Origin of the sequence: Xanthomonas sp. NCPPB 2586 (assembly GCF_041475775.2) — a bacterium.
Lineage (GTDB): Bacteria > Pseudomonadota > Gammaproteobacteria > Xanthomonadales > Xanthomonadaceae > Xanthomonas > Xanthomonas campestris.
On sequence record NZ_CM192981.1, the window covers coordinates 2,087,464 to 2,111,387 of the forward strand.

Annotated in this window: 12 protein-coding genes and 3 pseudogenes; 11 read left to right on the forward strand and 4 right to left on the reverse strand. The window is 63.7% G+C overall.

Features of this window, described 5'->3' with window-relative positions; translation table 11 throughout:
* Window positions 1-49: 49 nt before the first annotated feature.
* From ACCQ09_RS08955 to ACCQ09_RS08970, 4 genes are all read left to right on the forward strand, one after another.
* Window positions 50-1,636: an APC family permease gene (locus tag ACCQ09_RS08955; protein WP_040941134.1), complete on the forward strand. Its 1,587-nt coding sequence runs from the start codon at window positions 50-52 to the stop codon at window positions 1,634-1,636.
* Window positions 1,626-3,962, forward strand: a complete 2,337-nt coding sequence (locus ACCQ09_RS08960) for a S9 family peptidase (protein WP_228428272.1) — start codon at window positions 1,626-1,628, stop codon at window positions 3,960-3,962. Before ACCQ09_RS08955 ends, ACCQ09_RS08960 begins: the two co-directional genes overlap by 11 nt.
* Window positions 3,962-5,593, forward strand: coding sequence for a DUF5597 domain-containing protein (locus ACCQ09_RS08965; RefSeq protein ID WP_228428273.1), 1,632 nt, complete (start codon window positions 3,962-3,964; stop codon window positions 5,591-5,593). Before ACCQ09_RS08960 ends, ACCQ09_RS08965 begins: the two co-directional genes overlap by 1 nt.
* Before the next feature lie 148 nt (window positions 5,594-5,741).
* Window positions 5,742-6,038 carry a hypothetical protein gene (locus tag ACCQ09_RS08970; protein ID WP_011269640.1) on the forward strand — a complete coding sequence of 99 codons (297 nt, stop codon included), beginning with the start codon at window positions 5,742-5,744 and terminating at the stop codon, window positions 6,036-6,038.
* Window positions 6,039-6,093: 55 nt separating this feature from the next.
* On the opposite strand, the pseudogene ACCQ09_RS08975 reads toward ACCQ09_RS08970, so the two are convergent.
* Window positions 6,094-7,189: pseudogene (locus ACCQ09_RS08975) on the reverse strand (DUF5694 domain-containing protein).
* Window positions 7,190-7,887: 698 nt separating this feature from the next.
* Between ACCQ09_RS08975 and ACCQ09_RS08980 the strand changes: the two are divergent.
* The 4 genes and pseudogenes from ACCQ09_RS08980 to ACCQ09_RS08995 all read left to right on the forward strand — a co-directional run bounded on the left by ACCQ09_RS08980 (window position 7,888) and on the right by ACCQ09_RS08995 (window position 18,769).
* Window positions 7,888-10,242, forward strand: a complete 2,355-nt coding sequence (locus ACCQ09_RS08980; protein WP_040941137.1) for a hypothetical protein — start codon at window positions 7,888-7,890, stop codon at window positions 10,240-10,242.
* Window positions 10,243-10,475: 233 nt separating this feature from the next.
* Window positions 10,476-12,818: pseudogene (locus ACCQ09_RS08985) on the forward strand (S9 family peptidase); the annotation flags it as partial.
* A gap of 534 nt (window positions 12,819-13,352) precedes the next feature.
* Window positions 13,353-16,247, forward strand: a complete 2,895-nt coding sequence (locus ACCQ09_RS08990) for a TonB-dependent receptor domain-containing protein (RefSeq protein ID WP_040941138.1) — start codon at window positions 13,353-13,355, stop codon at window positions 16,245-16,247.
* 146 nt (window positions 16,248-16,393) lie between these two features.
* The gene (locus ACCQ09_RS08995) at window positions 16,394-18,769 is read left to right on the forward strand and encodes a glycoside hydrolase family 127 protein (protein ID WP_040941139.1); all 2,376 of its coding nucleotides are present in this window, start codon (window positions 16,394-16,396) and stop codon (window positions 18,767-18,769) included.
* A gap of 212 nt (window positions 18,770-18,981) precedes the next feature.
* Here ACCQ09_RS08995 and ACCQ09_RS09000 read toward each other — a convergent pair whose 3' ends face one another.
* Both ACCQ09_RS09000 and ACCQ09_RS09005 read right to left on the reverse strand, forming a co-directional pair.
* Entirely contained in the window at window positions 18,982-19,473 is a 492-nt protein-coding gene (locus tag ACCQ09_RS09000) for a hypothetical protein (protein ID WP_162871130.1), read from the reverse strand.
* Window positions 19,474-19,478: 5 nt separating this feature from the next.
* A pseudogene (locus ACCQ09_RS09005) lies at window positions 19,479-21,128 on the reverse strand (RHS repeat-associated core domain-containing protein); the annotation flags it as partial.
* A 404-nt stretch (window positions 21,129-21,532) separates the two neighbouring features.
* Here ACCQ09_RS09005 and ACCQ09_RS09010 point away from each other — a divergent pair.
* From ACCQ09_RS09010 to ACCQ09_RS09020, 3 genes are all read left to right on the forward strand, one after another.
* Window positions 21,533-21,931: an AAA family ATPase gene (locus ACCQ09_RS09010; RefSeq protein ID WP_228428274.1), complete on the forward strand. Its 399-nt coding sequence runs from the start codon at window positions 21,533-21,535 to the stop codon at window positions 21,929-21,931.
* A 79-nt stretch (window positions 21,932-22,010) separates the two neighbouring features.
* Window positions 22,011-23,143, forward strand: a protein-coding gene (locus ACCQ09_RS09015; protein ID WP_087942069.1) for an IS3-like element IS476 family transposase whose coding sequence is annotated in 2 segments (ribosomal slippage) — window positions 22,011-22,266 and window positions 22,266-23,143 — 1,134 coding nt in all. Because the reading frame shifts where the segments join, the coding sequence is not laid out codon by codon here.
* A 79-nt stretch (window positions 23,144-23,222) separates the two neighbouring features.
* On the forward strand, window positions 23,223-23,513 hold the full coding sequence (locus tag ACCQ09_RS09020) for an AAA family ATPase (RefSeq protein ID WP_207206383.1): 291 nt from the start codon (window positions 23,223-23,225) through the stop codon (window positions 23,511-23,513).
* Window positions 23,514-23,637: 124 nt separating this feature from the next.
* On the opposite strand, the gene ACCQ09_RS09025 is transcribed toward ACCQ09_RS09020, so the two are convergent.
* Complete coding sequence (locus ACCQ09_RS09025) at window positions 23,638-23,922, reverse strand: DUF6968 family protein (protein WP_101378132.1); 285 nt, start codon at window positions 23,920-23,922, stop codon at window positions 23,638-23,640.
* Window positions 23,923-23,924: the final 2 nt, after the last annotated feature.

A 23,924-nucleotide genomic window follows, 5' to 3' on the forward strand; every position in this document is an offset into this window, starting at 1 on the left:
GCCGGCGCACGCCGCGCGGTTTCACTGCTTTCCTCTCTGGGGGTGACGTATGACCACACACGGTGCGAGCGCACAGGGCAAGTTCCACAAGCGGCTCAGCCTGACCGACCTGACCTTCATCGGGCTGGGCTCGATCTTCGGCTCGGGCTGGCTGTTTTCCGCCAGCCACGTGTCCTCGATCGCCGGGCCGGCCGGCATCGTGTCGTGGATTCTCGGCGGCATCGCGGTGTTGTTGCTGGGGCTGGTGTATTGCGAACTCGGCGCCGCGTTGCCACGCGCCGGCGGCGTGGTGCGCTACCCCGAGTACTCGCACGGGCCCTTGCTCGGGTCGTTGACCGGCTTCATTACGTTGATTGCGTTTTCCAGCCTGATCGCAATCGAAGTGGAAGCGGCGCGCCAGTATGCGGCGGCCTGGTTCCCGGCGCTCAGCCAGGCCGGCAGCACGCATCCCAGCCTGCTGGGCTGGCTGGTGCAACTGGCGTTGTTGCTGCTGTTCTTTGCGCTCAATTACTTCAGCGTCAAGACCTTTGCGCTGGCCAACAACATCGTCAGCGTCTTCAAGTTTCTGGTGCCGATCCTGGTGATCGTGCTGCTGATGAAGCACTTCAATGCCGACAACCTGAGCGTGCATGGCTTTGCACCGTCGGGCATGGCCGGGGTGGAAACGGCGATCTCCGCCGGCGGCATCATCTTTGCGTACCTGGGGCTCACCCCGATCGTCTCGGTGGCCAGCGAGGTGCGCAACCCGCAACGCAATATTCCGATCGCCTTGATCCTGTCGGTGGCGCTGTCCACGGTGATCTACGTGCTGTTGCAACTTGCCTTTCTGGGCAGCATTCCGGCCGCGCAACTGGCGCAGGGCTGGAGCGGCATCGACAAGGCGTTTTCGCTGCCGTACCACGACATCGCGCTGGCGCTGGGCATGGCATGGCTGGCCGCGCTGGTGATCTGCGATGCGATGGTGTCGCCCAGCGGCACCGGCAACATCTACATGAATGCCACGCCGCGCGTGGTGTACGGCTGGGCGCGCAGCGGCGGGTTTCTGCCGGTGTTGACGCGGGTGGATCCGGCCTCGGGCATCCCGCGGCCGGCGTTGTGGCTGAGCCTGGGGTTGTCGATCTTCTGGACCTTGCCATTCCCGTCCTGGGAAACGTTGATTGGCGTGGTGTCGGCCGCGTTGGTGCTGAGCTATGCGGTGGCGCCGGTCACGGTGGCCGCGCTGCGGCGCAGTGCGCCCGGCCTGGCGCGGCCGTTCCGCGTGCGCGGATTTGCGGTGCTGGGGCCGCTGTCGTTCGTGGTGGCCGCGCTGATCGTGTACTGGTCCACCTGGCCCACGCTGTCCTGGCTGCTGGGCCTTCAGGTGCTCGCGTTCGCGGCGTACGTGCTGTATCGCCTGCCATCGCGCGCGGGCAGGGCCCGGCTGTTGCGCCAGGTCCGCGCGTCGCTGTGGCTGATCGTGTTTTTCGTGCTGGTGATGGCGGTGTCCTGGGCAGGAACCTTCGGTGGCCATGGCTGGATCGCGCATCCGTTCGACACGCTGAGCGTGGCGGTGATCGCCTTCGGCATCTATCACTGGGGCGCGCGTAGCGGCCTGCGCAGCGACGAACTGGCGCTGGAGGAGGACGATGGTGAGTGAGCACTGCAAACGCACCTACGTGCGGCAGTGGTTGCGCGGCGTGGTTGCCTGCGCGGTGCTGCTTGCTGCTGCGGCGCAAGCCGCGCCAAGCGTGGCCGACTACCAGCGGTCGCTGGGCCTGCGTGCGCAGTGGATGACCTTGACCGAGAACGTGAGCTGGCCGGCGCAATGGCACGACGCTGAGACGTTCTACTACCGCAAGACCGTGCCGGGCGGGTTTGCGTTCATGCGCGAAGACCTGGCCACGCTGCAGAAAACGCCCGCCTTCGATCACGCGCAGCTGGCGCATGGGTTGTCTGCTGCCGGCGGCAACAGCGTCACCGCGACGACGCTGCCGTTCGAGCGTTTTGCGTATGCCCAGGAGGCCGGGCGTGCCGATGGCGCGGTGGAGTTCGAGATCGGCGAGACCAGCTGGCGCTGCACGCTGACCCGCTACCAATGCGCGCCGGTGGCTGCCACCGCGCAGCCGCGCCCACGCGGATTTGGCGTGGTGCGCGATCCGGCTGTGGCGGCCGACGCCACGCCACGGCGCTCGCCCGATGGTGCGTGGGAGGTGGTGGCCGATGGCTGGAATCTGCAGCTGCGGCGCGTGGCCGACGGCCAGCGCACGCGGTTGAGCAGCGACGGCCGGGCCGAGGATTTCTATGATCTTGAAAGCGTCGCCTGGTCGCCGGATTCGCAGCACCTCGCGGTGTACCGCGTGCGCCCGGGGTATGCGCGGCGGGTGACCCGCGTGGAAGCGGCGCCGCCTGGTGGCGGGCAGCCGGTGGTGCACACGCAGCTGTACCCAAAGCCGGGCGATGCGGTGGACGTGGAGCGGCCGGTGCTGTTTGCACTGGATGGCAGCCGGCGTGAGGTGGACACGGCATTGTTCGGCAACCCGTATGCGCTGTCGCCGTTGCAGTGGCGTAGCGATAGCCGCAGCGTGAGTTTCGAGTACGTGCAACGCGGGTTTCAACGCATGCGCGTGATTGCGGTGGACGCGCAGACCGGCCGGGCACACGTGGCCGTGGGCGAGGACGCGCGCACGTTTGTGTATGCCGACCGCAGCTTTCGCCACGATGTCGAAGGGCGCGGCGATGAGATCCTGTGGATCTCCGAACGCGACGGCTGGCGCCATCTGTATCTGTTCGACGGCCGCAGCGGCAAGGTCAAACGCCAGCTCACCCGCGGTGCGTGGATCGTGCGCGATGTGCTGCGCGTGGACGATGCACAACGCCGCATCTGGTTCACCGCCAGTGGCATGGATGCTGGCAAGGACCCGTACTACCGCCAGCTCTACAGCGTGGATTTCGATGGCCGTCAGCTCACCCGGCTGACCCACAGCGACGCCGACCACGACGTGGCGATTGCCCCGGATGGGCAGCATTACGTGGATACCTATTCGCGCCCGGATCTGCCACCGGTGATGGAGCTGCATGCCATCGATGGCCGCCTGCTGCAGCAGGTGGAGCAGGGCAGCATCGATAAACTGCAGGCCGCCGGCTGGCGTGCGCCGGAGACCTTCGTGGCCAAGGGCCGCGATGGGCGCACCGACATCTGGGGCATGGTGGTGCGCCCGCGCGATTACGACCCGCGCAAGAAGTATCCGGTGATCGAAAACATCTACGCCGGGCCGCACGACTCCTTCGTGCCCAAGACGTTCTGGCCATTCGGCTATCACTCCGGTGGCGACAAGCAGATCGGCATGCAGGCGCAGGCGGACCTGGGCTTCATCGTGGTGATGATCGACGGCATGGGCACCGCCAACCGCTCCAAGGCCTTCCACGATGTGGCGTGGAAGAACCTGGGCGATTCCGGCTTTGCCGATCGCATTGCCTGGCACCGTGCGCTGGCCGCCAAGGACCCGTCGTACGACATCAGCCGGGTCGGCATCTATGGTGCCTCTGCCGGCGGGCAGAGCACCCTGGGCGCGCTCGAACGCCACCCGGAGTTCTACAAGGTGGGCGTGGCGTTTGCGGGCTGCTACGACAATCGCATGGACAAGATCAGCTGGAACGAGCAGTGGATGGGCTGGCCGGTGGATGCCAGTTATGCCGCCGCATCGGGCGTGGTCAATGCAGCAGCGCTGCAGGGCGATGTGTTGCTGATCGTCGGCGAGCAGGACAGCAATGTGGACCCGGCCTCCACCGCGCAGGTGGTGGATGCGCTGATCAAGGCCGGCAAGGATTTCGACCTGCTCAACGTGCCGGGTGGCGAGCATTCGGTGGGCCGCTCCAGCGGGCCGATCGACTACGTGCAGCGCCGCCAGTACGACTTTTTCGTTCGCCATCTGCGCGGCGACGCCACGCCGCGCTGGAATGCCACTGCCCAGGAGGCCCGTTGATGCGCCTGTTCCTTTCCCCTGGCGCCGTGCGCCGCCGTGTTGCGCAGGTGCTGCTCTGCACGCTGGCACTGCTGGGCGGCCCCGCTGTTGCCAATGCTGAAGAACTGCCACGTTTCGTCACCCAGAACGGCCGCCACGCCTTGCTGGTCGACGGCGCGCCGTACACCATCCTGGCCGCGCAGCTGCACAACTCCAGCGCCTGGCCGGCGGTGCTGCCGCAGGCGCTGGACCAGGTGGTCGCGCTGCATGCCAACACGGTGGAAGCGCCGGTGTATTGGGAGCAGTTCGAGCCGGCGCCGGGGCGGTTCGATACCACCAATGTGGATGCGTTGATCGCCGGGGCACGCAAGCGCGGCCTGCGCGTGGCGCTGCTGTGGTTCGGCAGCTGGAAGAACGGCCAGATGCATTACGTGCCCGAGTGGATCAAGCGCGACGACGCGACTTACCCACGCATGCGCGACGCCAATGGCGAGCCGGTGGACGTGCTGTCGCCGCACGTGGCGGCCAATGTGCAGGCCGACGCGCGTGCATTCACCGCGCTGATGCAGCACCTGCGCAAGGTCGATGGCGACCGCCACACCGTGATCGTGGTGCAGGTGGAAAACGAGCCCGGCGCGATCGGCACCGTGCGCGATCACGGCCCGGCCGGCGAAGCGGCATTCGCGCAACCGGTGCCGGCCGCCATTGCCGCGGCGCTGGGCAAGCCCGCCGGCAGTTGGCAGCAACTGTTCGGTGCGGAAGCGGCCGAAGCGTTCAATGCGCATGCCACCGCCGCGTATATCGAACAGGTGGCCGCAGCCGGCAAGCGTGCGTATCCGCTGCCGCTCTACGTCAACACCTGGCTGCGCTACAAGGGCAAGCGTTACCCCGGCATGGATTACCCCTCCGGCGGTGCCACGGTGAATGTGTTTGCGCTGTGGCGCGCGGCCACGCCGTCGATCGACTTCATCGGCACCGACATCTACACCAGCGACTACGGCGAATACACCAAGGTCATCGGCCAATACGCGCGCCCCGACAATCCGGCCTGGGTGTCGGAGACCGGCTTCGAGGCGGCGACGGCGCCGTATCTGTTTCATGTGCTGGGGCAGGGCGGGATTGGGTTCTCGGTGTTCGGTATCGACGGTAACCCGGACAGCGGGGCCAACCGCGCGGCCATTGCCGCGCACGCGGCCAACTTCCGCCAGCTGGCGCCGCTGCAACGCCTGATTGCCCAAGCCAATCTCGATGGCCGCCTGCAGGCGGTGGCCGAGCAGCCGGGGGCGCCGCAGCGCACGCTGCGTTTCGGTGACTGGGAGGCCAAGGTGTCGTTTGGCGCGCCGCTGTGGGGCGATGCGCCGGCCATCCTGCCGGGCACCGACGATCATGCCGGCCGGCTGCTGGTGGCGCAGCTGGGGCCGGAGGAGTTCCTGGTCACCGGTACCGCAGCGCGGATTGAATTTGTCCGCAGCGCGGCCGATACCCGTCATGGGCAGCTGTTGCAGGTGGAGCAGGGCCGGTATGTCGACGGGCGCTGGCAGATGGAGCGCCAGCTCAACGGCGACCAGACCGACTACGGGCTCAATTTCGGCCGCACCGATGCGGCTGGCCAACCGCCGCCGGTATTGCGGGTGCGGGTGGGCAGCTACTGAACGCGTAGCGGCTGCGGATTGGCCGCCGGTGATCGGCCGGCCGTGATGTGCTGGACGGGTGTGGCGCCTGGCTGGCGGTTCGCATCGCCCGGTTGATGGTTGCAGTAGGCGTTTGTCGTTTTTTCCTTGTTCTCAGTCCGGAGCCACCATGAGCATCAGCACCATCGCCAGTTCCGGAATGCAGGTGGCCGCCCTGCGCCAGCAGGTGGCCGCCAGCAATGTGGCGCGTCAGCCGGTGGAGGGCAGCCCCCGCCAGGCCGTGGCGGCGAGCACGCAGGCCGGCGGCGGCGTGACTGCCAGCGTGGTGGATGCGGCGGCGGATCCGTCCGCATTGGCCACCGATCTGGTGGCCGGCCTGTCGGCGCGCAACGATTTTCAAGCCAACGCCAATGTGCTGCGGCGCTCCGACGAAGCGCTGGGCAGCCTGTTGGACGTGCTGGCCTGAAGCAGGCGCGGTTCGCGGGCGTGAGCGCAATGCACGTGCGACACGCCGCAGCGGCTCACGGGGAAGGTGCGCCAAGCACCTGTTGCGCATCGACGATATCGATGCCTTGCAGTTGCCCCAGCAGGCTGTCGAACCACGGTTTATGCATTGCGCCAACGATCACTAGTACCCGTGCGCCTGGACGGTCGCCGAAGCTGGTGCGGATGTTGGAGACCATGCGCAGGTTGCGCGCTTCCCAACCGGCCACATACCGCTGCCCGTAGTGCTCCGGTGAGCTGTCGCGGAGCGCCGCGCGGAAATCGACATCCACCGCGAGCTGCGCGTTGCCGGGCGCATTGATCGCGCGATACAGCTCCAGCAGGCGGCCCTGCGATGCCAGCGCATCTTCCTTGTCGCGCATCGGCTTGGCGCGGGGTGCGGCCTGTTCCCACTGGGCCTGGATCACCTTGCCGTACGCGGCCGGGTCGCCCAGATCGATGTTGTCGCCGGTGTGGTCGTCCACCGGATACACCCGCTGCAGGCCGAGCTGCGTCGCCAGGCGTGCGGCAATCTGCTGGCTCTCGTTGGGGCGGTCCTGATACGCGCGCAACCAGGTCACCAGCGCCGGGTCCAGGCTATCGCCTGCACGTTGTTCGGCGGGCCGGCAGTTGCATCCATTGCACGCTGGCCGATGCAGGGTCGCCTGCAGCCAGGAACACCGCGGCCAGGTGGCGGCGCTGCGCGGGTGTGGATGTGCGCGCCATGGTCTTCAACAGCGTGCGCGTCTGAGCGATTGCCGAGGGCACGTCCAGCCCGGTGGCGGCCTGCGCGGCGGCCGTGTCCGGGCAATACGCGGCCACGTCCTCGGCCAGATACACCGCTGGATGCCGCCGCATCAGGTCGCAGGTTTCGCCAGACAGCCCTTCAATGGTGATGATGTCCGGCTTGAACGCGGCAAGGCGCTCCAGCAGCGGTTGCAGGCGCGCGGTGCTGACATCGCTCCCCTTCGGCAGCTGCGACAGATGCACGCTCCCCAACACCAGAACCGGCGTGCGCGGGCCGGCCATCTCCGCATCCAGCGTGGACAGGTCAACGTGTGTGGCCTGCGCCTGTGCGAGGCCAGGCAAAATAAGCGCGAACGACAGTGCCCATCTAACCATATGCAGATGCATCTTCATTCCTTGGGGTGGTGCGCGGATGCGGAACCGGTGAACGTGCCGGCCTGCAGATGGACGCGGCGCCGCGTGTGGTTGCGTTGTCGTTCGGTCTGGGGGTGATCGCAGTGCGCTGTGGAGCCGCTGGTGCGCGACGAGTGTCGTCGCCGCGCACGCTTGGAAACAATAGGCGATAAGTCACTGCGCCTGATGGCTGTGGGTGCGCGGGGTTCGCAGGCGGCCCGTTGCCGTTGAGTGCCTGTGCTGCGTCGTTGCTGATGCAGCTGCCTGATGTGCGTTGCGCTGTGTCGCTTGCGATTTAGCGATGTGGGTTCCTGCACGGTTGTTATTGCGGTGAGTCCGGGGCGCATGTCCGCATGCCACGCAAAGGGTCGGCAGGCGCTGGCATCTGCAACGTGCAAGCGCGTGACGTGTCTGGCACCGCGCGCACCGTGCATCCACCCACGTCGTCTTGTTGGTGGCATCCAGGCCGCTAATGATCCCGTCCGCGGTGACGCGAGCACCCGTCAAAGACTGCCTACGCTGATAACCCCGCTGGTTCGCTACGCGCGATGCCCCCACATGCCTGAGCTCCACGTGCCTGCAGCCTCCAGCGCGCCTATGCAGACTTCCGCACCCCTGCCAGGCAGCGGCCACAAGACGTGGCGCCAGTGCGCGCGCACGATGCGAAGTCGAGACTCGAATGGGGCGCAACGATGGACCGTCGAACGTTTCTGCGGCAGGGGATTGCCGCCACCGCCGTGGTGGGCGTGGCGGGTGCCAGTGCGGTACCGGCTGCGGTGGCCGGCGACGCCACGCCTGTGCCGCTGCGTCCGCGCCTGGAAGCGCTGCCTTCGGCGGCGCATGTTGGCAGCACGCTGTGCCGGTTTCGCCACCTCGAGCAGGACTGGACCGTCTACGAGCATCTCGACGACCCGCAAGGCCAGCTGACGCTCCGGACCGACAGCGGCATGCTGCGCCTGGACAAGCGCACCGAGCCTGCCTATCCCGCCGCAAGCAAACCGTATTTCGGCCTGCCACTGGCCGAGTTGGCGATGGCCGAAGCGGATCTGCTCGCCGACCGCTTGTTGCGCGATGGCGACCCGGACGAGGCGCAGGTGCGCGACGTGGCGCCACCGCCGGCCTCGCTGCTCGATCCCAAGGACAATGGCGGGCGCTGGCCTTGGACCACCTTTGTCGGCACGCGTGAAGCGCTCGACACCATGCCCATCCTGCCCAACGGCCGCAGCCGCACCTCGCGCCCGGAACACGCCTTCGCTGAGTTGGGCGACGAGGCGCTGATCAAGCGGCGCGAGGAGGGCATACTCGGTGGCTGGATGCCCGCAGTGCGCAAGGTCATGCGCCACGATGGCCAGGCCGATACGTGGTACGACGTGCTGGTGTTTGCCGATGTGCGCGCCACCGATCGCTTCGTGGTGCAGACCTGGCACCGGACCATGCAGGTGAAGGGTGGGCAGATCGTGGCGGTGCACTACACCCACAGCTACCCTGCGTTCGGCCCGGTGCGTGGCGAGGCCAGTGCCGAGCAGTTCTATGCGGCGCTGCTCGATTTTGCCGCGTACTGGCAGCACGCACTCAACGGCACGGTGCAGGCGCAGCTGCCCGATGCCAGCTGGAACGACATGGCGCAGTTTGCGTTTGCGCGCGAACTGGTGGTGCGCCCCGGTGGCGACTACCCCAAGTACGGCGCAGTGGAGCGCGACTACTACGGCAACGAGTACGATGGCTTTCAGGACACCTTTACCAGTTCCTTCTACGCCAACCTGGAGTGGGGGCGCTTCGACCAGGCCGCCGCGGTGCTGGACAACTATTTCGAGGGGTTCGTGCAGGACGACGGCCTGCCGAACATGCGTGGGCCGGAGGTCGGGCAATTCGGGCTGAGCTTGTCGCTGTTGGCGCGCTATCTGCAGTACACCGGTGATGTCACGCGCCTGCGCCGGCATCTGCCCAGGATCACCGCCACCGCGCAGGTGTTATGCACCTTGCACGACCAGGCGCTGGCGTTGCCGCGTAACGCCCATGGCCACGGCCTGCTGCATGGCTGGAACGAATCCGATGCCTGCCTGTTCCCCGATCCGTCGCTGTGGTGGAAGCCGTATTACGCCAATAGCGCGCTGACCATTCGCGGCTGGGAAGACATCGCACAGGTCTGGCGCACGCTTGGCGGCGAGCCATCTATCGCGCAGGACTGGCAGCGCCGCGCCCGGCAACTGCGCGCGCGTCTTGAAGCCAGCCTGCGCGCCAATGTGCGGCGCGATCTCTCACCACCGTATGTTGGTCCACTGCCAGGCACCACGCTGACGTTCCGGCAATCGCTGATGCAGGAAAAACCCAGCGAACAGCAATGGCCGCACCGTGCCTATGCCGAACTATTGCAGGCCGATGTGCTGCCGGATGCGTTGGCCAACCTGGTGATCGATTGCCTGCGTGGTCACGGCGGCACCAGCCTGGGCGTGGTGGCCAACATCGCGCCGCCCGAACCCGGCAGCCGCGATCTGCTCGGCTTTATTTCCTACGGCTATGCGCAACAACTGCTGCGGTTGGATCGCATCGAAGAGTACCTGCTGTTCCTGTACGCGCATCGCTATCAGGTGCACACGCGCGGTAGCTGGACGGCCGGCGAGGTCAGCGGCATCACCGGTGGCATGCCGCTGTTCTGCATTCCCGCGCAGATGACCATCCCGCTGCTGCTGCGCTGGATGCTGGTCAGCGATGACAGCGCCGGCGAGCAGCTATTCCTGGCACGTGCAGTGCCGCGCGCTTGGCTCGGCACCGGCAAGACGGTCGGCATCACCGCTGCGCCCACGCGCTGGGGCACGGTCACGCTGACGCTGCAGGCACTGCCGGAGCAGCGCCGCATCGATGCGCAGGTGGTGCTGCCCGCGCGCAGCCCGCAGCAGACCTGGCTCAGCATGCGCCCACCGCACGGCACGCGCCTGCAACGGGCAGAGGTGGACGGAAAGCCGGCACGCCTGCACGGGCCACAAGGCGACCGTGTGGCACTGCCTGGTACCGGTGGCGCGGTGAGCGTGCAGGGGTGGTACGGCTGAGCGTGCGCTGGTGCAGGCCTGCATGTTGGGGGCGCGTAGGCGTGTAGCCGCTCGCGAACCGCCTATGTTGCACCGGTAGCGGCGCGTTCTGGATGCTCGTCTTTTGACGTATCGAAGAAATAGCCGACCTGTGCGCCCAGCCACCAACTGCTATCGCGCTGCGGCGGGTTGGCGCTTGGCAAGTGTCGATGCCGCTCTCCACCCATCACCGGCTTTCTCACCTGGATCGACCCATGCTCCTGCAGTTGCAACGTCCCGCGCGCCTGTCGCACTTTCGTATTGTCATCACGTGCTGCCTAAGCATTGCCCTGCTGCCAACGCTGGCGCGCGCAGCGGCGCAGCCTGCCGAGCCCACACCTGCGCAGTACACCGCGGCGATCGGGTTGACCGACCGCTACGACGCCCTGGTTGACCGCCAGCCCAGCGCGCCGGTATGGGTGGATGCGCAGCGCTTTTTGTACCGGCGCGGGAGCATGCGCCAGGGCCAGGCGCCGGCGATCGAGTACCGGCTGGTGGACGCGGCCAGCGGGCGTAATACGCCGGCCTTCGACCACGCACGTCTCGCCGCCGCGCTGACCCATGCCGGCGCACATAACGTGGATGCGGCAGCGCTGCATCTGCAGGATCCAGCGCTGGAACAGCAGACGCTGCGCTTTCAGCTGGCAGATCTTGGCTGGCAGTGCGAGTTGGTGCGCTACCGCTGTGCGCACCTGCCCGAGCGTGATGCGCGGCCCGAGTCGATGGACATGAGTTTCCCGCTCAAGCAGGGCGAGCGCTATGCCAAGCACTCGCCGGACGGGCGCTGGCGGGTGTGGGTGGAGCAGGGCAATCTGCTGATCGCCCCGGTGAGCGGCGGCACGCCAACGGCGATCAGTCACGATGGCAGTGCGAGCGACTTCTACGCCATCGACACCGTGGTGTGGTCGCCCGACTCGCAGCATGTGGCGGCCTACCGGGTCAAGGCGCCGCCGCCGCACATCGTGTACTACATCGAATCGGCGCCGGCCGACCGCGTGCAACCCAAACTGCACCAGCAGGTCTATCCTAAGCCCGGCGACCCGTTGCCGGTGATGCAGCCAGTGCTGTTCGACGTGGCCACGCGCACCGCGCGCCCGGTGGACATGACCCTGCTGCCCAATGCCTTCACCCTCAGCAAGCTGCAATGGTGGAAGGACAGCCGCGGCGTGACCTTCGAATACAACGCCCGTGGGCATCAGCTGTACCGCGTGATCGAAGTGGATGCGGGCACCGCCGTTGCGCGCACCGTGATCGAGGAAACCTCGCCTACCTTTATCGAGTACTCGCCACTCAGTGGCGACAACGAAGACGGCGGCAAGTACGCGCGCCACGATCTTGCCGATGGCGCGCAACTGCTGTGGGCCTCCGAGCGCGATGGCTGGGAACACCTGTATCTCTACGATGGCCGCACTGGCAGCGTGGTTCGCCAGGTCACCCGTGGCGAGTGGGTGGTGCGCAGGCTTGATCATGTCGACGAGGCGGCCGGGCAGGTGTACTTCAGCGCCTCCGGCATGCAGCCCGGTGAAGACCCGTATTACCGCCACGCCTATCGCATCGGCCTGGACGGCACCGGCCTGACCGCACTGACCCCGCTGGCCGCAGATCATGACGTGCGTTATTCGCCGGACGGGCGCTGGTTTCTGGACCTGTCTTCGCGCGTGGACCTGGGGCCGGTACTGGAGCTGCGGCGCAGTGCGGATGGCAGCCTGGTACACACGGTGGAGCGCACAGATCTAAGCCACCTGCTGGCGGCCGGTTGGCAGCCGCCGTTGCCGTTCCATACCCCCGGGCGCGATGGCAAGACCGAGATCTGGGGCGTCATTTTCCGCCCGCAGCAGCTCGATGCCCAGCAGCCGTATCGCGTCGTCGAATACATCTACGCCGGGCCGCAGGGCTCGTTCGTGCCGAAGCGCTTCACCACGCGCACGCCGCCGCTGACCGGGCTCGGCTTTGCGGTAGCGCAGATCGACGGCATGGGCACCAACAACCGCTCGCGCGCGTTCCACGACGTGGCCTGGCGCAATCTCAAGGATGCCGGCCTGCCCGATCGCATCGCCTGGCACAAGGCGGCAGCTACACGTTACCCGTGGTACGACATTCGCGGCGGGGTAGGCGTGTACGGCACCTCGGCTGGCGGGCAAAACGCGCTGGGCGCGTTGCTGTTCCATCCCGAGTTCTACGTGGCCGGCGTGGCCAACTCCGGCTGCCACGACAATCGCATGGACAAGATCTGGTGGAACGAGCAATGGATGGGCTGGCCGGTGGGGCCGTGGTACGCCGAATCCTCGAACGTGGAAAACGCCGCGCGCCTGCAGGGCCATTTGCTGCTGGTCACCGGCGACATGGACAAGAATGTCGATCCTGCCAGCACCTTCCAGGTTGCCGATCGCCTGATCAAGGCGGGCAAGGATTTCGACCTACTGGTGGTGCCCGGCGGCGATCACGGCGCAGGCGGCGACTACGGCAAGCGCCGCCTGCTGGATTTCTTCCAGCGCTGGTTGCACCGCACTCCGACGCCGGAGTGGAATCGCGCTGCGGCAGCGCCCGCTACGCAGGCACCTTGGCGCGCTGTACGACGCTGCAGGGTGCGCAACACGCGCATGGAGGGTTGGATGCTGCGGCGCTGATGCATCAGGCGCCGTCGCACAGCACTGCGGTGAGGCATGCATGGCGCAACCTGCGCCTCTGCGTGAATACTGCGGCTTGTGCTCCAGAGTTGCAGTTGCGACTGCGGCGCCGCAGCTTGTAGTCATCCATCAACACGCGATCGTCCACAGACGAACCATGCGAATTTCCGCATGCACTGTCGCCAAATGCGACAAGACGTCGCGCATGCGTACAGGCACATTGTGACCAGCTGATGAAACCGGGCCGCATGGGCGGACCCGGTGCACGAACAAACGTTTGCAGCGACGACGTGCCTTGCGTGTGCAGCCGTGCATGCAAGGCACCGGAACGGTGCGCGCCGTGTTACGGGCATCTACGCGAAACATCGCGGATGCCATGTCTTTGTGAGGTGACTCGCGCTGGTGCACGCCGGCACGGGCACGTGTTGCCCGCCATTTCTCTACTGTCCGAACCAGGAGCCCTGCATGCCGATGTTGCCGTCGCGTTCCGCCAGATCTCCGCTCAGTGCGGTCACGCATGTGCAGACGACGCTGGGCAGCGCCGTGCTGCTTGCATTGGCTGCCACCGCTGCACCTGTCTGCGCGCAGCAAGCGGCCGGCACTGGCGCTGCAACACAGACACTCGACAGCGTGGTGGTCACCGGCTCGCGCCTGCGCCGCGTGGATACCGAAACCGCCAACCCGGTGGTGACCGTCAGCCAGGAGCAGATTGCCGCCACCGGCAAGGCCACGGTGGGCGACCTGTTGCAGGAGCTGCCATCGATCGCCGGCAATGCCACCAACCCGTACACCAACAACGGCGGCGGCACCGGTGCCGCCGCCGTGTCGCTGCGTGGTCTGGGCGACAAGCGCACGCTGGTCCTGGTCAACGGCATTCGGCTGGCCTACAACGACGTCAATGCCATTCCGGCCAGCATGATCGAACGCATCGAGGTACTCAGCGATGGTGCGTCGGCGGTGTACGGGTCCGATGCCATTGGCGGTGTGGTCAACTTCATCCTGCGTACGCGCTTTGACGGCGTGCAGTTCAGTAGCGACTTCGGCACCAGCAAGGAGCGCGATGGTAATCGCCGCAATTTCGCGCTCACCGCCGGCAAGACTTTCGAGCGCGGCAGCCTGATTGCCGGGCTGTCGTATCACAACATCGACCCGGTTTCTGCCGCCGCGCGTGACTATTCCAAGGATGCGCTGGCGCTCACCGATAGCGTGCCGGTGAAGCAGGGCTCCTCCGCAACGCCCACCGGCACCGTCAATTTCAACGATGGCTCCGAGGCGTCAAACCAGCTGCGGCAAGCGAATGGCTGTACGCGTGTCACGCTCAATGGCGGTGTCAGCGGCCGTGCCGGGCCCGGCGATTTTCATTGTTACGACGCCGCTGCCGATTCCTACAACTACCAACCGTTCAATCTGTTGCAGACACCGCAAAAGCGCACCAATGCCTTTGTGCTGGGCACGTATCGCTTCAGCGACAGTGTGGAGGGCTACGTCAACACGTGGTTCAGTAAAACCGAATCCGCCTCGATCATCGCGCCGATCCCGATCTTTTCCAACGGCGACAACATCCTGGTGTCGTCGCAGAGTTACTACAACCCATTCGGGGTGAATTTCGGCACCGATCGCAGCTCCGGCACCTCGTACAACGACCTCAATACCCGCGCCACCGTGCTGGGCAATCGCAGCTACCAGTACAACACCTACAACTTCCAGATCAGCCCCGGCCTGCGCGGGCGCTTCGGGGACAGCTCCTGGCAATGGGATGCCACGTTCAACTACGGCAAGGTCAAGCAGAAGTCGATCAACAACGGCTTCCTGGACTACGCCACCTTCAATCAGGCCATCGGTCCGTCGTTTCTGGACAGCGATGGCGTGGTCAAGTGCGGCAGCGCGGGCGCAGCGATCGCCGGCTGCACGCCGCTGAATTTCTTCAACCTCAACGACAGCTCCAATCTCGCAACCCTGCAGGGCATGGTGGTCAACCCGATTGTCACCAGCGTCTACACCGTCAAGCAGTTCGAGGCCAATGCCAACGGCACGCTGTTCGAGATGCCGGCCGGCGCAGCCAGCCTGGCGGCCGGTCTGTCGTATCGCAAGGAGCGCTCCACCACCACCTCCGACCCGTTGTGGACGGGCGATGAGGACGGCTTGTGCGGCGTGATCGAATACTGCGCCTCCACGTTGAGCGGCAGCTTTGATGTCAAGGAGGCCTATGCAGAAGCGCTGTTCCCGCTGCTCAAGGACCTGCCGGGTATCAATGCCTTGAACATCACCCTGGGCACGCGGTTTTCCGACTACAGCTCGGTGGGCAGCAAGACCAATAGCAAGGTGTCGCTGGAGTACCGCCCGATCGAAAACCTGCTGCTGCGTGGCACGGTCTCGCAGGTGTTCCGCGCGCCCAATATCAACGAGCTGTACGCCGGAGTGGCCGGCGATGCGGCCACCGTCAATGACCCATGCAATGGCTACACCGGCGGCAGCAGCGTGGCCTGTGCCAACGTGCCCACCGATGGCAGCTATCAGCAATCCGATGGCCAGGTGTCGGGCAAGGTGTCCGGCGCAGCGGTGGCTGGTTACCAGCTCAAGCCGGAAACCGGCAAATCCTATGACGTGGGCTTGGTCTACGACCCGCAATGGATCGATGGCCTCTCGCTGAGCGCGGACTGGTGGCGCATCGATCTGGAAGACACCATCACCACCGTCTCCGCGCAGACCGTGCTCAATCAGTGTTATGCAAATTCTGCCAGCGCGTTCTGCCCGCTGATCCATCGCAACGGCAATGGCACCATCAACTACATCGCCGAGCCCACCGTAAATCTGGGCAAGCTGTGGGCCAAGGGCATCGACTTCAACCTGACCTATCGCCTGCCGGAAACCGCATGGGGTAACGTCAATGTCGGCCTCAATGGCACCTATCTCACGCGCTACGACGTGCTGCCCGACACCACCGACCCCAGCTCGGTCACCATCCACAATGTGGGCCGCTACACGCAGGCCTATGGCAACTTCCCGCGCTGGCGTGGCCTGGGCACGGTGAGCTGGGCGTTGGGCGACTGGAGCGCAACCTGGCGCATCCGTTACGTCGGCAATACCGCCATCGGCAATTCCGATCCGGACCAGAGCCTGTCGGCCGATTCCAGCCGGCCCACCGTGGTGCGCAAGATCGGTGCCTATGTCTACAACAATCTGCAGCTGGGCTACGAGGTGCAACCGTGGCACACGCACTTTGAAGTGGGCGTGGACAACATCGCCGACAAGCAGCCGCCGCTGTACTACTCCAACAATGTTGGCAATGCCAATACTGACGTGGCTACTTACGATGTGTTGGGCCGGTTCTATTGGGCGCGTGCCACGGTGAAGTTCTGACTGGCGCAGTGGTGGGCGTGCGTGCAGCCGGCGCTTGCGTTCCATCGTCGCAACAACGCCGCAACACCGCCGAGCGCAAGGCCGACCACCGCAGACTGCAACCGCGTGCGCACTGCGCCGTTGCCCACAGGAGCTAAGCTGGTCCGATGACGCATGCACACCCCATTGATGACGTGAACGATGCTGCACTGAGCCTGTCGCGGCGTCGGTTTCTGGCCTGGAGCAGCCTGGCGGTGGCGGCCGGATTCCTGCGTTTTCCAGCCCAGGCCGCCGCTGCGCAGCCCGGCAGCATCCGCGCGGTGCCGCTGGCGCAGGTGCGGCTGACGCCGTCGCTGTTTCTGGATGCGCTGCACACCAATCGCCGTTATCTGATGCGCTTGCAGCCGGACCGCTTGCTGCACAACTTCGTGCTGTACGCCGGTCTCGATCCCAAGGCCCCCGCCTACGGCGGATGGGAAGCGGACACCATCGCCGGCCACACGCTGGGGCACTACCTCAGTGCGTTGGCGCTGATGCATGCGCAAACCGACGATGCGCAGTGCCGCACGCGCGCCAGCTATCTGGTGGCCGAACTCGCACGCTGCCAGGCGCATGCCGGCGATGGCTACGTGGCCGGCTTCACCCGCAAGAATGCGGCCGGCCAGATCGAGAGTGGCCGCGCGGTGTTCGACGAACTCAAACGCGGCAAGATCGAGCCGCTACCGTTCTATCTCAACGGCAGCTGGGCACCGCTGTACACCTGGCACAAGCTGTTCGCCGGCCTGCTCGACGTGCATGTGCATTGCGACAACGCGCAGGCACTGCAGGTGGCGGTCGCACTGGCCGGCTACCTGCAGGGTATCTTTGCCGCACTGGACGACACGCAGCTGCAGAAGGTGCTCTCGTGCGAGTTCGGCGGGCTCAACGAGTCCTTCGTCGAGTTGCATGTGCGCACCGGCGATGCGCAGTGGTTGGCACTGGCGCAGCGTCTGCATCACCACACCGTGCTCGACCCGTTGGTCGCCCAACGCGACGAGCTGGTGCATCAGCACTCCAACACCAACATCCCCAAACTCATCGGCCTGGCCCGCGAATACGAGGTGACTGGTGACGCGGCTTCCGGCGCGGCGGCGCGGTTCTTCTGGAACACCGTCACCGACCATCACAGCTATGTAATCGGTGGCAATGGCGACCGCGAATATTTCCAGCAGCCGGACAGCATCTCGAAATTTCTCACCGAGCAGACCTGCGAACATTGTTCCAGCTACAACATGCTCAAGCTCACCCGGCACCTGTATCAATGGGGCCCGCAAGCCGCGTACTTCGATTACTACGAGCGCACGCTGCTCAACCACGTGATGGCGCAGCAGCATCCACGCACCGGTATGTTCACCTACATGACACCGATGCTGGCCGGCGAGGCGCGCGGCTGGTCATCGCCGTTCGATGATTTCTGGTGTTGCGTTGGCAGCGGCATGGAGGCGCACGCCCAGTTCGGTGACTCGATTTACTGGGAGGACGGGCAGGGCGTCTATGTCAACCTCTACGTGCCCTCCAGCGTGCGCGATGCCGCCGGGCTGGACATGACCCTGCACAGCACGATGCCGGAGCAGGGCAGCGCCTCGCTACGCATCGACGCCGCGCCGGCCGAGCAACGCACGCTCGCACTGCGCGTGCCCGGCTGGGCGCAGTCGCCGGTGTTGCAGCTCAATGGTCAGCCAGTCGACACGGCCATCAGCGATGGCTATCTGCGCATCACACGCGTCTGGCGCGCAGGGGACATGCTCAAGCTGTCGTTCGAGATGCCGCTGCGCCTGGAAGCCACGCCCGATGACCCCGCCTGGGTCTCGGTGCTGCGCGGACCACTGGTGCTGGCGGCAGATCTGGGCGATGCCGCCACGCCGTGGTCGGGCAAGACGCCGGCGCTGATCGGCGGTGACGAGGTCCTGCAGCAGCTGCAACCAGCGGCAGAGCAGGGCAGCTACGTCTACAGCGACGGCGGCCAACACTGGCGCTTTTCACCGTTCTACGCGCAGTTCGACCGCCGCAGCGCGGTCTACCTGGAACACCGCAGTGCCAACGACTGGCAGCAACGCCAGGCCGAACAGGACGCCGCAGCCGCACGCCAGCATGCGCTCGATGCCAGCGCCCTGGACTGGGTCGCCCTGGGCGACGACGCCTCCGAAAAAGCGCACGCCCTGCAGAGCGACGGCTCCTACGCACTGAGCTACCGCCGCCGCGCCGGCCGTGACGCCCGCACCGGTGGCTTCATCACCTTTACCCTGCGCAACACCGCAACCGCCCGCGTGCTGCGCCTGCGCTACTGGGGCGATGAAACCCGCCGCCGCTTCCGCATCCTGGCCGACGGCGAACTCATCGCCAACGAACGCCTCGACGGCAACCGCGGCCTGGACTTCGTCGATGTGGATTACGCCTTGCCAGCAGCGGTGGCAGGCCGCGCCACCTTACAGATACGCATCGAACCAGAAACCGGCTACTCAGCCGGCCCGGCGTTCGGGTGTTGGGTGCTGGAGTCGGCGTGAACGCTGTAGCGAGCGCATACACAGTGTAGGGCGAGCTCTTGCGATGTACCGAAAAAGCAGGTCGCTAACAACTAAATAAATCCCTCACAGGCGCGAGAAAAATCAAGCGAGAATATGAGCCAAACTCTCCCTTTGCTGTAAAGGAGGAGGATAGTGTGCTAATAATGGCTTTAAATCTATGTTTTATGAATTTTTTTGCAGTTTTTATAGTTCTAGTTTTTTATGCTTTGTATAAAATTGATGTCGTCGTTGAATTGGATGACAATGACGTTAGTTTCCATGCATATGCAGAAAAACACCGAATCAGAGCTTTGAGGTTCAGGGATTGCAGCTAACTTTGCGACTTGTGTCACTTTATTCCCGCCTATTGCAGTCGAAATATCGTCCATGATGCAAAATGAAAAATAATTTTGAAGTTTATTGGTTTCTTCGGTATTTCCGTAGCGAAATTCTCGAAAAAGAAAAGGTTTGATTTGAACTTCAAGGTCACGAAGTCCGTGCTGAAGAACTTGAATGTTGCAAAATTCAAGATTAGGAAGCCAGTTGAAGTGGCTTTTTATAGCTGCTTCAAAAGAGTTTTTGTCTTTCAATGGGGCGATAAAGGCATAGGCTGAATAGTCTCTAATATTGCCGCTGAAAGATGCTAGTCCTGAGAGGAGTCCATCCAGTCTCGAGATAATTTTTTCCATATTTGATTCGCACATTTTTCTTATCCTGGGCAATCGCCACCACAAATATTTCGATAGGACGACTCAAGTTTTGCAAGTGCTGCTGATAATATTGCGACTCGTGTGGAGTGTCCTTTATAACTCGCGGAGCGCGGATTCAAGTCAGTTCGCTTCCACGAAATTTGTGCACGCAACACTCTGATTGCATGAGCTAGCTTTCTACATGCCTCATCACCGCCAAATGGATCTGGAACGAAATAAAGAGCCGATTTTTCTTGATAATGATCATAAGGTGCTGGGCCAGCGGCGAGTCCACCTTCAGACAACGCTCCTAGCTGTTCATCTAGCCAATTTCCAGCAGACTGTGCTGCTCTTTGACATGCACCCGTGACGTAGCAAGTACCAACTGCCACTGTCGCTCCCACAATTGCACAACCACCCCAGCCAATTCCAGGTATTAAGCATACTCCAACAGCAACTGGATTTCGGCCAGTTGGGTCCAGCAAAGTCAAAGGTTGCCCACCAACATAAGCATAAGTGTTGATGCCACCTTCGAGTCCAATCGGATCACTCTGTCCATACCGCCCAGTACCAGTGTCATAGTCCCGGAAGTAGTTCTGATTCAACCCACTCGCCGCATCGTACCGCTGCCCTGGAAAGCGCATATCCAACACCAGCGCCGCACCATCGCCATCTGGATCCTGATTCGGCGCGGTGTTGCCGAAAGCTTCGCCCTTCACACTCCACGTCCACACCGCCACATCGCGGGTTGGGTCGATCACCACGCGCGGGCTGCCCAGGTGGTCGGGTTCGATGTAGTGCAGCGTGTTTGTATTGGCCAGCAGGCCGACCGGTAGATCGTCCAGCCAGATCGCCTGCTGTTTGGGCGCGCCATTGGTGTCGTAGTCGCCCAGCCAGTGGCCGTCTTCATCGTAGAGCGTGTAGGTGTTGGTGGTGCCGAGGAAGCGGCGTACCTGCTCGCCTTTACCGTTGTAGCGGTAGTTCATGGTCACCGCGCCGGCGCGGCGGGCCTGGGTCATGCGGCCGGTGGTGTCGTAGGTGTACTGGCGCGCGGTGCCGCCGATGGCGGTGGTGTTGCCGGCGGCATCGTAACTGCGAGCGACGCCGGCCACTGCGCTGAGGCGGTGGCTGTCGGTCGGGTAGGTGTAGGCCTGCGTGGCCGTGCCGACCTTGGCGCTGAGGCGGTTGCCGGTGGCGTCGTAGCTGTAGCCATCGATCAGGGTGCCGGTGCGGCCGTCCTTGAGGCCGGTCAGGCGGCCCAGTGGGTCGTAGCCCAGGCCGATCTCCGGCGCGGGATTGCCGGCGGGGGTCAGTGTGGTGAGGTTGCCGGCCGGGTCGAAGCCGAAGCCGACTTCCAGCCCGCCCGGGCGGGTGTCCTGGATGGCCTGCGGGCGGTAGTCCAGATCGTAGCGGCGGGCGAGGGTGCGGCCATTGCCGTAGGTCCAGCCGGCAGTCGGGCCGAACGGGTAGTAGCTGGCGTTGCCCAGCAGCACCTGCCGGCTGCCGCCGGCCGGGGTCACGCCGACCTCGGTGGCCTGGCCTTGCGCGTTACGCACGTAATCGACCACTGCACCGTCTGGATACGTCATGCGGCGCAACTGGCCGCCGACGGTGTAGTCGTAGCGCAGCACCAGCGCCTTGCCGTTGCTGGTCTGCACCTTGGGCAACAAGCAGTCAAGTCAGTCGCGGCAGTTGCCTGGAGGACGATCGCGGCCTGGATTCCATCGGCATCGACTACCCGCTGCCCACAGTATTGATGAGCCGCGTCACCCTGCCAATTCGTATCGAACGGATACCGGCTTCTCATCAGCCGGGCCCGCCTTCGGGCATTGAGTACTGAAAGCGATGTGAGTCGTGAAGATGGGCTAGTTATCATCGCGGCGTGAGCGTCATTGGGTAGGCAGCAGCGGTCTTGCGTTCCATACTGACAGAATTAGAAATCACGAGTAGTGTCGTATGGATAATCCGCAGGCATTCAGTGTCGCCCTAAACGCAATCTGTTGCGTTCAAATACGTTCTCCGCACTTCATCACTTCAGCCGCGTGCGTACGCGCGCCGCGTAAAGGGTGATCCCATGCGCGCACTCGATGCTAAACACTATCTGTTGGAAATCAAGCTCAAGAGGAAAGGTCAGACCTTTGATCGCTATCCTTTTTCTCTTCCTGCAGTCCGTCACTTGGGTACTTTGGAGCTGCATCCGAAGGTAACCTTTATCGTTGGTGAGAACGGGAGTGGTAAGTCCACGCTGCTGGAAGCCACTGCGGTTGCCTTTGGATTCAACCCGGAAGGAGGCACCAAGAACTTCAATTTCCAGACCCGTGCCTCGCACTCGGAGTTGCATGAGTACTTGACGCTTGTGAAAGGGGTTGCGCGCGCCAAGGATGGATTCTTCTTACGGGCAGAGAGTTTCTTCAATCTTGCTACCGAGATCGAGCGGTTGGATGAGGGGCCTTTCGGGGGGGGCAATCATTGATTCCTATGGTGGAGTTGACCTGCCCCCACTGAGCCGTACCAGCTGAAGCTATAAAGTCCGTGAACCCAAGAGGACGGACATGAAGAAGAGCAGATTCAGCACCGAGCAGATCATCGGGTTTATCAAACAGGCCGACGCGGGCATGGCCGTGGCAGAGTTGTGCCGTCGGCATGGTTTCAGCCCGGCCAGCTTTTATCAGTGGCGGGCCAAGTACGGGGGAATGGAGGCCGACGAGGCCAAGCGGCTGAAAGAACTGGAGGTCCAGAACACTCGATTGAAGAAGTTGCTGGCCGAGGCGCACCTGGACATCGAAGCGCTGAAGGTTGGCTTCGGGGTAAAACGCTAGCCCCGCAACGCAAGCGCGAGGCAATCCGACGAATGCTCGAACACACCCCGTTGAGCGAGCGCCGGGCTTGCCGCCTTGCGGGGCTGTCCCGCGATGCTTTCCGCCACGCACCCGTGCCGACGCCAGCCACGCAGGCGCTGTCGGCGCGGCTGGTCGAGCTGGCCCAGACCCACCGCCGCTTCGGCTATCGCCGACTGCATGATTTGTTGCGCCCGGAGTTTCCATCCGTGAATCACAAAAAGATTTATCGCCTGTACGAGGAAGCCGAGCTGAAGGTGCGCAAACGGCGCAAGGCCAAGCGTCCGGTGGGTGAGCGGCAGAAACTGCTGGCGTCCTCCATGCCGAACGACACCTGGAGCATGGACTTCGTGTTCGATGCGCTGGCCAACGCACGCCGCATCAAGTGCCTGACCGTGGTCGACGACTTCACTCGCGAGAGCGTGGACATTGCCGTGGATCACGGCATCAGCGGGGCTTACGTAGTGCGCCTGCTCGATCAGGCGGCGTGTTTCCGTGGCTATCCACGCGCGGTCCGCACCGACAATGGCCCCGAGTTCACCAGTCGCGCCTTCATTGCCTGGACGCAGCAACATGGCATTGAGCACATCCTGATCGAGCCGGGTGCCCCCACGCAGAACGCCTACATCGAAAGCTTCAACGGCAAGTTCCGCGACGAGTGCCTCAACGAGCACTGGTTCACCTCGTTGGCACAAGCCCGGGACGTGATCGCAGACTGGCGACGCCACTACAACCAGATCAGGCCGCACAGCAGTTGTGGTCGCATCCCGCCGGCACAGTTCGCCGCCAACTACCGTACACAACAAGCCAACAACGCAGTACCCTTCAACCCCGGGCTTTATCAGTAATCACTGGTACGGACGATGGGGGCAGGTCAGAGTCTCGCTTCATCAGCAATCTCATGGCGAATCTTTCTTTGCGTTGATGATGAACCGTTTCGGTGGAAACGGTCTTTACATACTCGATGAGCCTGAAGCTGCGCTTTCGCCTCAACGGCAGCTGGCAATGATGTCGCGACTGCACCAGTTGGTACAGTCGCGATCACAGTTCTTGATCGCTACTCACTCGCCAATTCTCATGGCGTACCCTGATGCTTGTATTTACCAGATCGGCGATAATGGACTAGAGAAGGTTGGCTATGAGGATACGGAGCACTACATGGTTACCAAATATTTTCTCAACAACTACAAGCGCCAAATAGATCATTTGCTAGATTAGTGAGCAATAGCCGTCGATGTTTCATTGCCGGAATTTCGTAAGGTTTCTGTGCTAGAAATTTTAATGGTTTGGCTGTAGTGGCGCTGCGATGATCCCGTAGGTGGGTGAGGTCATCTGCTAGCATTCAGAATCCACTGCCTTCAGGGCCATCTTCCAGCCAGTTAATGGGGTTTCCTATTTTTTCTCCTAAGGCCAAGAGGTCTATACTAATCTTCTTCATCGCTAACTGCATCGCCTGGACCGAGTCCATTCCCATGGCATAGCTAAGTCTTCTAGATTCGCCATCATCTATTGTGTATTGGCACCGGAAGTCTTCGCCCTCTTCAGAGGGCTTGTTTATTGTAACGACGATGGTTCTGGATCCTGCTTTGAGTGTTCTTTTTAAGATGTGTTCTTGATTTTCTTTCATGA